Consider the following 13,744-nt stretch of genomic DNA (forward strand, 5'->3'; position numbering starts at 1 on the left):
TGGCGATTGGACGGTACTGCTGTGCTCTTTGGAATATCGGTCCTGGAAACACAGCCAGATCACGCGCGGGATCATTATCGGAGACGCTCCGCGCGTGCAGGGAAAAGATATGACTGACCAGTTGATCCTCTCGGTCGAAAATGGCGTGGGCCGCATCCGGCTGAACCGTCCCAAGGCTATCCACGCGCTGACCCCGGAGATGTGCGAGGCGATCAATCAGGCGCTGCTGGAATGGCGCGACGATCCGGCGGTGCTCATGGTCATGATCGACCATGCCGAAGGGCGCGGATTCTGTGCCGGAGGTGACATCGCGCTTATCGCCAATAGCGCAAAGACGGACTGCGCAGCGGCCGAGCATTTCTTCCGCGTCGAATATCGAATGAACCATCTGTTGTTCGTCTACGACAAACCCATCGTTGCCTTCATTGATGGGATTGTGATGGGCGGCGGCGTCGGTCTGTCACTGCCTTGCCGATATCGTGTCGCGACGGAGCGTACGACCTTTGCCATGCCTGAAACCGGGATCGGCCTTTTCCCCGATGTGGGTGGAGGCTGGTTTCTGCCTCGGTTGCCGGGACGGATCGGCACATGGATTGCCGCGACTGGAGCACGTCTGGATGGTGCGGATTGCGTCGCGATCGGGATTGCGACCCATTATGTCGGATCTGACAGGCTGGATGCGCTCAAGGCTGAAATCCTTGCGCATCCCTCTCAAGCTTCAACCATCCTCGATCAAGCAAATGAACTCGCTCCGGAATCCCGGTTGATGGCGCAGCGGGACAGGATCGATCGCCTGTTCGCCAGCGACGCCTTCGAGTATGTCCTTGCTGCCCTCCAGGCGGACGGGTCGGAATGGGCGGACAAGCAGTTCGCGGTGCTCGCAACCAAATCGCCGCAAGCGGTCAAGGTCGCCCTGCGTCAACTGGTGGAAGGCGCTGCCTTCACCGACTTTGCGGACAATATGCGGAACGAATATCGCCTGGCCTGCCACATCATTCGCCGTCCCGATTTCGTCGAGGGCGTGCGCGCGGTGATCTTTGACAAGGATAACGCTCCGCAATGGTCCCCGGCCACGCCGGAGGAGGTCGATGACAGGTTGATAGATAGTCTCTTCGCGCCTTTGCCGCAGGACAAGGAATGGACCCCTCTGCCTCAAACGGAAATCTCTCATGACCTATGAAACCATCATCGTCGAACAGCATGACGCCGTCACACTAATCACGCTCAACCGGCCGCAAGCGCTCAATGCACTCAATAGCCAGGTACTCAAGGATCTTAGCTCTGCATTCGCCGCCTATGATGCCGATCCGGCACAACGGTGCGCGGTGCTGACCGGAAGCGGTGAGAAGGCTTTTGCCGCGGGCGCCGACATCAAGGAGATGGTGGAGAAGCAGGCGGCAGACTTCTTCCTGGAGGATTTCTTTTCTGGCTGGCAAACTGGCGTGGTGGCGACACGCAAGCCGTGGATCGCAGCGGTGCAGGGCTTTGCGCTGGGCGGCGGTTGCGAATTGGCGATGATGGCGGACTTCATCATCGCATGCGATACGGCAAAATTCGGCCAGCCCGAAATCAAGTTGGGCGTCGCGCCTGGCATGGGCGGTTCCCAGCGCCTGACCCGTGCCGTGGGCAAGGCGAAGGCGATGGAGATGTGCCTGACAGGCCGCATGATGGATGCCGCCGAAGCGGAGCGTTCCGGATTGGTAAGTCGCATCGTGCCTGCCGCGCACCTCTTGGAAGAGGCGCTCAAAACCGCCGCCGCAATTGCCTCGATGCCGCCAATGGCAGCAATGGTGAACAAGGAGATGGTGAACATCGCCTTTGAAACGGGGCTGGCTCAGGGCATCCTGACCGAACGGCGCCTTTTCCAGATTCTTACCGCTACCGAGGACAAGGCAGAAGGCATGAGCGCTTTTGTGGAGAAGCGCGCAGGGGCGTGGCGCGGTCGCTGATCAGGCGATCAGTCGCTGGCTTGTTTGTTGGAGAATTCCCTGGCTCGTGCCAGCCGCAACTTGGTGCGACAGGCACGAGCTTCCGGATAAAGCCGCTTTAGAACCGCGCGGACAGGGAAACGCCCCACGTCCGGCCCGTGATCGGGTTCGCGAACTCGACCAATGAACCCGGACTCTCGCCCGACGTAATGCCATCGTAAGTGGTGTTGTCGGTGACGTTCTTCACGAAGCCCGAAATTTCCAACTTGGTGCCATCGCTGACCGGCAGTTCGTAACGGATGCCTACATCCATTCGGGCAGCAGGCGGGATCGACCCTCGCGGATCGTTCAACGCGTCCGTTTCATATCGTGAAGTATAGTATAGAGCAGCATTCAAGCCAAATTTCCCGGTTCCGGCGTCAATTGCATAGTCGGAAACGAGGCCAGCGGTCCATTTGGGCGTGCGTCGCAGGCGGAGTACCGACAGGTCAGCGTCCCCCTGTCCCAGGTTGCCCCTGAACTCTGAATATTTGGCGTGCAGATAGCCGCCTGTGGCGAGGATCGTCCAGTTCCGAGTGGGCACGAGGGTCAACTCTGCCTCTACCCCCGTATATTTCGCCTTCGCGACATTTAAGGTGCTGGACAAGAGACGCGATCCAACAACCTGGAGAACATTCTCTTGCTTGTTGTCGAGAATATTATGGAATGCCGCGACATTGAAGCGGACACGATGATCGAAGAGCTCACTTTTGAACCCGATTTCAAATGCATCCATCACTTCGGGGTCATAGGGTTGAACGGCTGTTACAATATTGCCAGTGCGGCCGCTGAAGCCTCCCGTATTGTAGCCTCGGCTGTAGCTCGCATAGGCCAGTATGTCGGGATTGAACTTATACTGGACGTTGACCTTTGGCGTGAACTTCTGAAAGCTCACCCCAGCGGAGACGTCGCCTACCAACGGTCCCAGAACGCTCATGTCCCGGACCGTTCCTGGCACGGCCGAATACAGGACATAATGCGTTTTCTTGCGGTCCCAGGTCTGGCGCCCACCGACAGTCAGGCGAAGCTGGTCCGTCAGGTCATAATCGGCCTGAAAGAATAGCGCTGTCGACCGGTTATGTTGGTTGGTGACATAGGCATCCACCGAATTGAGGTAGGCAAAGCCCGGCGGCAGCCAATCGGGCAATCCCGTGGCGATGGGGGGCAAGGCGGCAAGGTCCACCGACAAGTTGGTTTTCTGGGTATATTCATAGTTCATGTAGAAGAAGCCGCCGACGAGATTGAAGGGGCCATTGAAAGATGTTTCGAACCTTAGTTCCTCGGAAAATTGATGCGCCTTCAAATTGCTCTCATTGCGCGCCAGGGCGAAGCGTGTGGAGTCATAGTCTCCGAGCGTATACTCCTTGAACTCGCGAAGGCCGGTCAGGCTGACGAGCCGAACATCATCCGTTGCCTGATATGAAATTTCGCCGGTCAAGGCATTAAGTCGCAGGGAACCGGGGAATGGTCTCGATTCGACAACATTCTTGTCTTTGGTGAGAGGCGTGCAGATCGAAGCCGTATAGGGATTGAGGCAAGGCGAGTTGGCGCCGCCGAAATAACCCGGCACCTTGTAGGTGATCAGATTTGGCGTCAGCAACTGGGAGTAGGGCGGTAAGTCGCTGTCATTTTCCACCCGGTCCAGCGCGAGATACAGGTTGAGCTTGTCCGTTGGCGTAGCGACGAATGCCAATCCGAACGTGCGGACGTCCCGGTCTCCATTGCGTCCACCCGTCACGATATTTCTGAATTGGCCGTTGTTTTTCCGTACCGTGATCGAGCCCTTGACCGCCAACAGGTCATTGACGATCGGAGCCATTATGACGCCTTCATAATCATTTTCGCCAAAGCTGCCGATCGTGAAGCGAACCTTTCCGGTTGCGTCGGCGGCCGGGTCGGGCCGCGAACGTATGACGTTGATGGTGCCGCCCGTCGTGTTCTTGCCATTCAAGACACCCTGCGGGCCGCGAAGCACTTCGATCCGCTCAATATCATAGGCATCCATGAGCGATCCGCGCTGGAAGGCGATCGGGATGCCGTCAACAGTAAAGCCGATGCTGGATTCGAGGCTGGGCAGCACGTCCTGAATGGACATGCCGCGCAAGCTAAGCTGGGGAACGTCCATAGACGCGCCGGATCGGTTGATCGTCAACCCGGGCACCAATCCGCGCAGTCCGGTCAGGTTATCCAGACGCGCATGTTCCAATGTTTCGCTGTTGAAAGCGGAAACAGCAACAGGCACCGATTGCAGTGGCTCGGCACGTTTTTGCGCCGTGACGATAATATCTTGCAGCATTCCCGCGCCTGAAGGCTGGCCCTCCGGCTGCGGGGTTTGCGCGTAGGCCATGGCCGGAAACAGCGGCGCAGAGGCCAATAGCGCCCACTTCCTGACAGACATATTCAATTCCCCTCCAATGCATTTTCCGACATATTCTTCAGGCCTCATCCGAGCCTTTCGGAAATGCTCTCCCAATGCGCCATTTGATGATAGTAGCATACGGTTAGATAGCGAACTGATATGTTCCAACGGCGTCTGGGAAGAGTATATCGGGGCAAACACAGCGATCGGTTGGGAAACGGCCCGCTGCGCCCTTCAATCAGTGGAGTGACCATTGTGCCATCGGATCTGACAACCGCGCAAACAGCTGTTTTCCGGAACCTTGACGTGCCGATGCGGGATGGCGTTGATCTGGCCGCCGACCTCTACCTGCCGATGGCGTCGGGACAGGTGGAGCCGGATGTCGGTTATCCCGTGGTTGTTATCCGCACCCCTTATAACAAGCTGTTTGTGCAGGGTTCGTTCGGCACACCCGCTTATCTGACCCGGCGAGGCTTCGCGGTTCTGGTTCAGGATGTACGCGGTACGAACGGATCGGGCGGCGTGTTCGACCCGATGATGAATGAGGGGTGGGGCGAACGACAGGATGGCATCGATACTGTCCGCTGGATCAAGCAGCAAGGTTGGTGCAACGGGAAGGTCGGCACTACTGGCCAGTCCTATATGGGCGGGACCCAACTCCTGCACCTCCAGGCCGAAGGTAATGAGATCGACGCGGCCTTCGTTCAGGTTCCGGCCGTCAACCAGTTCAACAATGGCTGGGTCTACAAGGGAGGCGTGATGGATAGCACGGCCTTGTGCTGGACCATGGGCATGGCCTTCACCGCCGCGGCACGGATGGGCGAAGAGGTGGCCGCAGCGATCAAGGCCGACGCTTGGGCAGTCGGCTTGCCCAGCGGCTTTGCGGCTCCGCAAATGCTAATGGCATCCCCCGACCTGGCTTTCGAGATCGCGCGCGGGCACGCACTGAAGGATGTCCCGATTAACCGGCATATGCCATTCTGGAACGCTTGGCTCGACAACAGGGATAATCCGGAATTCTTCGCCCCGAACGATGCAGCCTCGCGGTTTGACCGGGTGAAAGTGCCGGTCCTGCATTTCACCGGGTGGTACGATCTGTTCAACCGCAATTCGCTGGATGCGTTCGTCAACATCTCTCGCCATGGCGCCACTGAAGCGGCGCGTCAGGGACAGCGGCTGATCATAGGACCGTGGGGTCACGTTGCGAACGGAATGCTCTGTCATTTCCCCAATGCGCTGGTCGATGACGTCGCCATGATGGGGGCGTGGATGGACCGCCACCTTCTGGGGGGCGCGGGGGAAGGGGACGACCATCGGGTTATGCTGTACGTGATGGGCGAAAATCGTTGGCGGGCCGAGCAGGATTGGCCGCTTCCAGATGCTCGGCCGACGCTGTTCTACTTGCACAGCGATGGTAACGCGAACGGTGCAGAGGGCGGCGGGCTGCTATCCCCGACTCCTCCGAGCGTGGACGAACCCGTTGACCATTATGTCAGCGATCCTGCTAATCCTGTGCCCTCGCTGGGCGGGCATTCGTTGCACGGTGGCCCCGCGGATCAACGGCCGAATGACCATCGGCCGGACATTCTTGTCTATACCACGGCGACGCTGGAAGAGGATATGGAGGTGACGGGCGCGATCCGGGTCATCCTCCATGGGCAATCTTCGGCAACGGACTGCGACTGGTTCGTGAAGCTGATCGACGTGTTCCCGGACGGCCGTTCCTACAATCTGGCGAGCGGCATGGTGCGGGCGCGTTATCGTAAATCGCGCATGGTTCCGGAAGGGCTGATGCCGGATGCGGTCGAAAGATATGAGATCGAGCTGGCACCAACCAGCAACCTGTTCAAAAAGGGGCACCGCGTTCGCATCGTCATTTCGAGCAGCGATTATCCGAACAGTGAGGTGAACCCCCAGGATTTCATCGACCTTTCCACCGCTGCTCCAAAAGATTATCGGATAGCGCGCCAGACGATCCATCACGATGCCGCACGCCCCTCGGCGATCGAGTTGCCTGTGGTGCCTGCCGATCGGCCGAGGCAATGGATAGACACGCCCTTCCCCTCGGGCGAGGCCGGACGATTTTACACCCGGCCCATACCGGTTGAGGAGGCGCCGCCTATAGAGATGCCATTGTCCCTGCTGCCCTATGGCTGACTGGGGATCATTTCGTGGCCAGCGTCGAAAGTTCATGCGACGAGGCTGACATCCCCACCTGACAGAGCTTGCAGGTCGGCGATCGCCCGCTGTTCCAGCATGACCGCGTTTTGCTGACGCGCGATGGTCAGCGCCTGTTCCAGGCAACGCCTCGCCTCGCTCTTGTCTGGTCCCCAGCGTGCGTGCAACTGTCCGGTCAAGCGCCAATATTCCGCTTCCCATATCCGCTCGTCATGTTGGGCCATGAACGTCGCGGACAAACCTGTATGGTGCAGACCTTTTTCGTAATGGCCCATTTCGTCGCAAATATCAGCGGCGAGCAGGTGCAGGCAGGATGTAAGATAATGCTCAGAAAAGGCCTTCGTATGGGCCAGGAGTTGATCCAGATGTGACGGATCACGCGTCGAATGGAACGACGCCCAGGACCGACATGCTCGTCCGAACGGTTGCCAGAACCGGCAAAGCTGCTGCGAGCATAGCTCTTGAAGCCGGTCATTATAGGTGTGGATACGGCCGTAATCCCTTTCGCAAACTGCGTGGAAGAGCAGCCACACAAGTACCAGCGACAAAGTGGCCGGATGACCAAGGGTCTCCGCCATGGCCAGCGCGCGCTCAGCCTCTCGCCTCCCCTGCTCAGGATTGCCGGTGTGCCAATGCACCCAGGAAAGATAGGCCGTAGAGGCCGCACCGGGATCATAGCCGAAGCTGCGGCCGTGTCGCACGGGATCGTAGACAGCGACCACGCGCTCGAAGTGCGTTCGGGCTGCGGCAAAGTCTCCCCGGAATGCTGCGCCAGCGCCCAGCAGGCGCCCTCCTTCCGCTTCCAGGCGGGCATTTGGTCCCAGTGAATGAATGAACTGATCGAACTCAATCGCCAACAGGTCGGCATGCTTCCATCGCCCACGGCCCGCCGCCACGGTCCAAAGCCCATGCAGGCTGGCCGCCAGCGCTTCAGGCCGTCCGACCTCCTTCGCCAGCAGGTGCGCGCGCTCGTAAATTTGCTTCAAGTCTGGGGCGTAATAGCCTTCCGCTTCCCGAACAGTAGCGCCCAGCTCCAACATAGCGTCGAGTTCGCGTTCGCTCCGTTCGATACTTGGTGAAATTGATGCAAGGGTTTCTATTGCCGCGCGATAGTTCGCGCTTGCTTCAGCGAGGGCATATCTTTGTGCCGCCGTTCGGCCAGCATCCAGCCAGAAGGATACAGCCTCGTCGAAACGCGCCGCATGGCGCATATGTCCCGCGATTACTTCGGGGTGATCGGCTGCGATTTCCGGGAAATAGTCAACCAGGATGTCGGCAGTTCGAGAATGAAGGTCCTGGCGGTCTGCGTCCATCATTGAGGTGTAGGCCGCGTCGCGGAGCAACGCGTGCCGAAAGGCGTATCGACCTTTACCGTTGGAGCGACCGCGCGTAAGAATACCGGCGGCCAGCAGCTGGTCGATCGCAGCGGCCACCCGCTGATCTTCATCGCCGACCAGAGCCCTCAATATCTCGCCAGGGAAGTCCCGTCCTATTATGGAAGCCACCTGCGCAACCCGGCGTGCAAAGCCCATGCAGCCTAGCTGAGATGCCAGCAAGTCGTTCAGGCTATCGGGCACTGTCGATAGATCGCCTTTCCCAACATTTTGGGCGAGCAGGAGCTTTGTCAGTTCCTCCAGATAGAGCGGCACCCCGTCGGCTTTGTCGATAATCGCGTCCCGCGCCGGGATTGGCAACGCCGCATCCCCCGCAATGCCGTCAATCATCCGGCTGCAATCCTGGCGGGATAATCGGGTGAGGCGAAGAACAGTCACCGGTTGTCCCGGCCCAAACAGTGCCGCACACCCTGACCTGCCCGTCATTAGCAGGTAGAGCCGTAAATCCTGGCATGCCGACGTGGCAAATCCAATCAGCTCCAGCGTCGTGGGGTCCGCCCAATGTATGTCTTCGACAAGGAGGATAACTGGTCTGCGGTTACCTAAGGCAGAAAGGATGGCGATCAGAAGCTGAAGTGTCTTCTCTTTCTTTTCGCTCGCCGACGGAAGGATGCCCTCCATATTTTCTTCCACATCCGCCTGAGCGAGCAATGTCTGAAGAAGCGCCCTGTTGATCGGGCCGTCCAAACCGACTCTCTCAAGAAATCGACCCGGTGCGGCGCTTGATGGATCATTCCCTGCCATCAACCGGCGGAGGATTTGGATAACGGGATAAAGAGCGCTGTTGCTGTGGTGTGCAGAGCATTGCAGGCGAATGTGATAGCCCCTTGGCCGCAGCCGTTTGATCAATGCTTCGGACAAACAGGATTTGCCGATTCCCGCTTCACCCTCGACGATGACGGATTGTCCCTCTCCGGCGGAAGCCAGGAGCCAACGGTTGCGTAGCAGGTCCAATTCAGCCCCGCGGCCGATGATGTCGGCGGACGAAGCATCTTGTTTCGCGAGAAAGCATGTTGTCGATCTGGGGCTCAGCAGCCGCCAAAGAAGAATCTGGTGCCCATCCTCGCCTTCGATTGCTCCAGCCGGAATGGTTTCAAATGCGGTGCGTGAATGTCGGCGGGTCTCTTCCGAAACGAGAATTGCGTTAGATGGCGTGTGATCGATTATCTGTAGGGCGATGGTGGGTACTTCACCCAATATCAGCGGCTGTTCTAGGCAAGGCCGTGAGAGAACCTTGCCTGTATCGATCGCCACACGGACCTCACAATTATCTCCATGTTCACGCCGCGCATAGGCAATGATTTCCGTTGCCGCCGTCATGGCCCGTCCCGAAGCATCTTCCAGCGAGGTGGGCCAGCCGAAATAAACGGTCAGCCGAGCCGTTGCGCTGTTCTCCATGACGCCGCCCAATTGCTTTACGGTCGAGGAAAAATATGCGTGGAAGCGGTCAAATTCTTCAAGGAACTCAGCCGTCAGTTGGGAAAAGGCTTTTAGCCGGAAAGAGCAGGCTAAGACCGTTACCCTGCGCAGTTCCATATGCGCAGGTAAATCCGGGGCGGCGGCCTTTGCAGCAGCGTCATCGTCTCGCTCAACAATTTCCGATTGTTCCGTCTTGCGTTGGAAGCTTGGGACATATCCTCCCTTGGGAATGACAATCAGAATGGTGTCGGATTGACCATGGTTCATCTGATAGCTTATCAGCAGGCGGCGGAGGCGTCCTGCCTCAACCCGGACAGTCGCGCTGGTGCCGGGATCAAAATCCTGAGGCTTGTCGAAAACACCAAGCGCAATACTATATTCCTTCAGCAGCGATCCTCGCCCTGCGAACATCTCCTCGCAAAGATAGCGTAAAAATCGCTGCATACGGGGACTGCGTTCAAAGACGGGGCTCATCAGCACTTTGTTTAAATGCGCCTGCATCTCCTGTTCGCCAGGAGGAGGAACGCTGCGCGCGTCAAGGGATGATCGCCTCATCGTCACCGTTGCCTCTCCGTCATTTGTCGCGTTATCGATCCTTGCCCGGCTCAGGAACATTGCCTGACTTTAGTCGCAACGCAACGGAAAGGTGAGGCGGCTCACAGGCAAGTGCCTAACAGTAGCATACTTGCAGAGGCGACGCTGTCCGAGACAATCAGGTTGCTTATGCAATTTGTCGCTGCAGAACCGCAGCCAATATTCGAGAGGAGTATGCCAGTGGCCCTGAGGGGATGTGGAAAGTGAGCGCTCTCAGCTACGTCCGGGGTAGAACGGATCCCCCGCTTCTGGATTTGACGATAGGACAGGCTCTGGCGGACGCTGCCGCTCGGTGGGGTGATCGCGATGCTTTGGTTTCGGTGGAACAGAATATCCGCTGGACCTATGATGATCTACTTGCTCTTGCCGATAAGCTGGCTGCCGGTCTCTTGGAACTCGGCTTGCAGCCTGGGGATCGTATCGGCATCTGGTCGCCTAACTGCGCGGAATGGACCTTGACGCAGTTCGCAGCCGCCCGAGCCGGTCTGATTCTGGTGACCATCAACCCCGCCTATCGATTGTCGGAAGTCGAGTATACGATCAACAATGTCGGCCTGAGGGCACTGATTGCCGCCGAACAATTCAAGAGCAGTGCCTATGCCGACATGATCGAGACGCTGGCTCCGGAGCTGCCCGGCTGCGTACCGGGGCAGTTGGAAGCAAAGCGGCTGCCGACGCTCAAAGCGGCCATCCTTATCAGTGAACAGCCGCGTCCGGGCTGGCTGCGCTTTGACGACCTGCTATCGTCGGCTCCGTCTCTGGATCATCTGCGTTCAATCGAGCCGCAAATTCGGGCGGAGGACGCGGTGAACATTCAGTTCACCAGCGGCACTACAGGTTTGCCGAAAGGCGCTACGCTCAGCCATCGTGGCATCCTTAACAACGGCTATTTTGTCGGCAGCGCCATGGGCCTGACCCCCGGCGATCGCATCTGCATACCTGTGCCGCTGTATCATTGTTTCGGGATGGTCATGGGCAACCTGGCCGCCATCACGCATGGATCGGCCATGATCTATCCGTCGAGCGCGTTCGATCCTGCGGCGGTGCTGCGTACGGTCGCGGAGGAACGCTGTACCGCGCTATATGGCGTTCCGACGATGTTCATTGCGGTCCTGGCGCGGCTCGACACGGATGCCACCGATACATCGTCATTGCGTACGGGGTGCATGGCCGGGGCGCTTTGTCCGGAACCGTTGATGCGGGACGTTGTTGATCGCCTCAATATGCGAAATGTGACGATCGCCTACGGGATGACGGAGACCAGCCCCGTCAGTTTCCAGACCGTGCCCGGAGATTCGATCGAACGTCGAACCACCACCATCGGCCAGGTCCAACCGCACCTCGAATGCAAGATCGTCGATGCCGACGGCGTGATCGTCCCGCGCGGAACGCCGGGAGAATTATGTACGAGAGGCTATTCCGTCATGATGGGATATTGGAACGATCCCGTACAGACGGCGGCCGTCGTTGATTCAGACGGATGGATGCACAGCGGCGACCTGGCCGTCCTGGACGAGGCTGGCTATGGGAGCATCGTAGGCCGGATAAAGGACATGATCATTCGTGGGGGGGAGAATATATATCCCCGCGAGATTGAGGATTTTCTGCGGATGCACCCCGCCGTCCAGGATGTCTCTGTCGTGGGCGTGCCGGACGATCATATGGGGGAGGAAGTCTGTGCGTGGATAACGTTACGCGCCGACGAAAAACTGGTCGAAGATGAGGTTAGGGCATTTTGTGTGAACCAGATATCCCACTATAAAATACCCCGGTTCATACGGATCGTTGACGCGTTTCCGACCACGGTGACAGGAAAGGTGCAGAAGTATCTGATCCGTCAGGCGATGGTGGAGGAATTTGAAGGGCAAAGCTAGGTCCGACCGACATTCAGTTCTGGCGGCCTGCAAATGGCGGTTCTCCGCGCTTCCGGTACTCACGTACTTTGAGTACGCTGCGTTGAAGCGAGGCGCGTGACTCGCTTCAAGGCTCACGGAAAACCACCATTTTCGGCTCGCCATCTCCTGAATGTCGATCGGCCCTAAGGCAAGGCAGTCGTTTCGATGCTTGCCCCCGATGGCAGGATGGGAGCCCTCGTCGCAGAATCGAGGGCTCATTGGGGTGTTGAAAAAGAGAGCTTCAGAGCTTCTGGTTCAACTCCGGCACGACCTTGAACAGGTCGCCCACCAGGCCGATGTCCGCGACCTGGAAGATCGGCGCATCCTCATCCTTGTTGATGGCGATGATGGTCTTGCTGTCCTTCATCCCCGCCAGATGCTGGATCGCGCCGGAAATACCAACAGCGATATAGACCTCCGGCGCCACGATCTTACCAGTCTGCCCAACCTGATAGTCGTTCGGCACATAGCCCGCGTCGACCGCAGCACGGCTCGCGCCGACCGCTGCGCCCAGCTTGTCCGCCAGCGGATAGATGACCTCCTCAAAGGTCGGCCCATCCTTCAGCGCACGACCACCCGACACGATGATCTTGGCAGACGTCAGTTCCGGACGCTCCTGCTTGGCGATCTCGGCGCCGACGAAACTCGACAGCCCCTTGTCGCCGGTCGAGGCCACAGCCTCCACCGCACCCGAACCACCCTCGCGCGCCGCCTTCTCAAAAGCGGTGCCGCGCACGGTGATGACCTTCTTGGCATCCTTCGACTTGACGGTCGCGATCGCGTTGCCCGCATAGATGGGGCGCGTGAAGGTGTCTTCGCTCTCGACCGACAGGATGTCGCTGATCTGCATGACGTCCAGCAGAGCCGCGACGCGCGGTGCGATATTCTTGCCGTTGCTGGTGGCGGGCGCGACGAACGCGTCATGGCTGCCCATCAGCTCGACGATCAGCGGCGCGACATTTTCCGCCAGCGCATGGCCGAAGGCCGCGTCATCGGCGACATGGACCTTGCCCACGCCAGCGATCTTCGCAGCAGCTTCACCCACGCCACCGACGCCTGCGCCAGCGACCAGCAGATGCACTTCACCCAGCTTTGCAGCAGCGGTGACCGCGGAAAGGGTCGCGTCCTTGACGGCGCCGCCCTCATGTTCAACCCAGACAAGCGTCTTCATGCTGCAACTCCCAGAGCCTTGAGCTTCGCGACCAGTTCATCGACATCGGCAACCTTGACGCCAGCCGAACGCTTGGCGGGCTCGGTGACCTTCAGCGTCTCCAGGCGCGGCGCGATATCGACACCATAGTCGGCAGGCGTCTTGGTGCTAAGCGGCTTGCTCTTCGCCTTCATGATGTTCGGCAGCGACGCATAGCGCGGCTCATTCAAACGCAGGTCGGTGGTGACGATCGCGGGGACGTTGAGCTTCACCGTCTCCAGGCCGCCATCGACTTCACGGGTCACGCTGACCTTGTCGCCCTCAACTTCGACCTTCGAGGCGAAGGTGCCCTGCGGCAGGTTCAGCAGAGCCGCCAGCATCTGGCCGGTCTGGTTGCTGTCGTCGTCGATCGCCTGCTTGCCCAGGATGATCAGGCCAGCGCCTTCCTCTTCCTGCACCTTGGCGAGCAGCTTGGCCACGCCCAGCGGTTCGACTTCGTCATCGGTCTGGATCAGGATCGCGCGGTCCGCACCCATGGCCAGCGCCGTGCGCAGCGTTTCCTGCGCCTTGGCAACGCCGATCGACACCGCCACAACCTCGGTCGCCACGCCCTTTTCCTTAAGGCGGATGGCTTCCTCGACCGCGATCTCGTCGAACGGGTTCATGCTCATCTTGACGTTCGCCAGATCAACGCCCGTCCCATCCGCCTTCACTCGCGGCTTCACATTATAGTCAATGACCCGCTTCACGGGCACAAGGATCTTCATGCATCTCTCCATAAGTATGCA

At 58.9% G+C, this 13,744-nt stretch carries 8 protein-coding genes; 4 read left to right on the plus strand and 4 right to left on the minus strand.

Annotated elements, in window-relative coordinates; translation table 11 throughout:
- Positions 1–109 precede the first annotated feature (109 nt).
- The gene (locus AC6JBC_RS14465) at positions 110–1,180 is read left to right on the plus strand and encodes an enoyl-CoA hydratase/isomerase family protein (RefSeq protein ID WP_498026190.1); all 1,071 of its coding nucleotides are present in this window, start codon (positions 110–112) and stop codon (positions 1,178–1,180) included.
- Entirely contained in the window at positions 1,170–1,949 is a 780-nt protein-coding gene (locus tag AC6JBC_RS14470) for an enoyl-CoA hydratase-related protein (protein ID WP_498026191.1), read from the plus strand. The genes AC6JBC_RS14465 and AC6JBC_RS14470 overlap by 11 nt, the downstream gene beginning before the upstream one ends.
- 97 nt (positions 1,950–2,046) lie before the next feature.
- On the opposite strand, the gene AC6JBC_RS14475 is transcribed toward AC6JBC_RS14470, so the two are convergent.
- Entirely contained in the window at positions 2,047–4,365 is a 2,319-nt protein-coding gene (locus tag AC6JBC_RS14475; RefSeq protein ID WP_498026192.1) for a TonB-dependent receptor, read from the minus strand.
- A 273-nt stretch (positions 4,366–4,638) separates the two neighbouring features.
- Between AC6JBC_RS14475 and AC6JBC_RS14480 the strand changes: the two genes are divergently transcribed.
- On the plus strand, positions 4,639–6,483 hold the full coding sequence (locus AC6JBC_RS14480; RefSeq protein WP_498026511.1) for a CocE/NonD family hydrolase: 1,845 nt from the start codon (positions 4,639–4,641) through the stop codon (positions 6,481–6,483).
- A 32-nt stretch (positions 6,484–6,515) separates the two neighbouring features.
- Here AC6JBC_RS14480 and AC6JBC_RS14485 read toward each other — a convergent pair whose 3' ends face one another.
- Positions 6,516–9,932, minus strand: coding sequence for an ATP-binding protein (locus tag AC6JBC_RS14485; RefSeq protein ID WP_498026193.1), 3,417 nt, complete (start codon positions 9,930–9,932; stop codon positions 6,516–6,518).
- Between the two features lie 173 nt (positions 9,933–10,105).
- Between AC6JBC_RS14485 and AC6JBC_RS14490 the strand changes: the two genes are divergently transcribed.
- Positions 10,106–11,785 (plus strand): AMP-binding protein, encoded by a 1,680-nt coding sequence (locus AC6JBC_RS14490; protein WP_498026194.1) that lies wholly within the window; start codon positions 10,106–10,108, stop codon positions 11,783–11,785.
- A gap of 262 nt (positions 11,786–12,047) precedes the next feature.
- Here the strand turns inward: AC6JBC_RS14490 and AC6JBC_RS14495 are convergent, their stop codons facing one another.
- Positions 12,048–12,977 (minus strand): electron transfer flavoprotein subunit alpha/FixB family protein, encoded by a 930-nt coding sequence (locus tag AC6JBC_RS14495; RefSeq protein WP_464789259.1) that lies wholly within the window; start codon positions 12,975–12,977, stop codon positions 12,048–12,050.
- Positions 12,974–13,723 carry an electron transfer flavoprotein subunit beta/FixA family protein gene (locus AC6JBC_RS14500; protein ID WP_464789258.1) on the minus strand — a complete coding sequence of 250 codons (750 nt, stop codon included), beginning with the start codon at positions 13,721–13,723 and terminating at the stop codon, positions 12,974–12,976. The genes AC6JBC_RS14495 and AC6JBC_RS14500 overlap by 4 nt, the downstream gene beginning before the upstream one ends.
- Positions 13,724–13,744: the final 21 nt, after the last annotated feature.

The organism is Sphingobium sp. RC1 (assembly GCF_059738765.1).

Bases quoted from the DNA above. Each gene is read 5' to 3' on its own strand.
- AC6JBC_RS14470 (WP_498026191.1), top strand. From the start codon at position 1,170: ATGACCTATGAAACCATCATCGTCGAACAGCATGACGCCGTCACACTA.
- AC6JBC_RS14485 (WP_498026193.1), bottom strand. From the start codon at position 9,932: ATGTTCCTGAGCCGGGCAAGGATCGATAACGCGACAAATGACGGAGAG.
- AC6JBC_RS14500 (WP_464789258.1), bottom strand. From the start codon at position 13,723: ATGAAGATCCTTGTGCCCGTGAAGCGGGTCATTGACTATAATGTGAAG.
- AC6JBC_RS14490 (WP_498026194.1), top strand. From the start codon at position 10,106: ATGTGGAAAGTGAGCGCTCTCAGCTACGTCCGGGGTAGAACGGATCCC.
- AC6JBC_RS14480 (WP_498026511.1), top strand. From the start codon at position 4,639: ATGCGGGATGGCGTTGATCTGGCCGCCGACCTCTACCTGCCGATGGCG.
- AC6JBC_RS14495 (WP_464789259.1), bottom strand. From the start codon at position 12,977: ATGAAGACGCTTGTCTGGGTTGAACATGAGGGCGGCGCCGTCAAGGAC.
- AC6JBC_RS14475 (WP_498026192.1), bottom strand. From the start codon at position 4,365: ATGTCTGTCAGGAAGTGGGCGCTATTGGCCTCTGCGCCGCTGTTTCCG.
- AC6JBC_RS14465 (WP_498026190.1), top strand. From the start codon at position 110: ATGACTGACCAGTTGATCCTCTCGGTCGAAAATGGCGTGGGCCGCATC.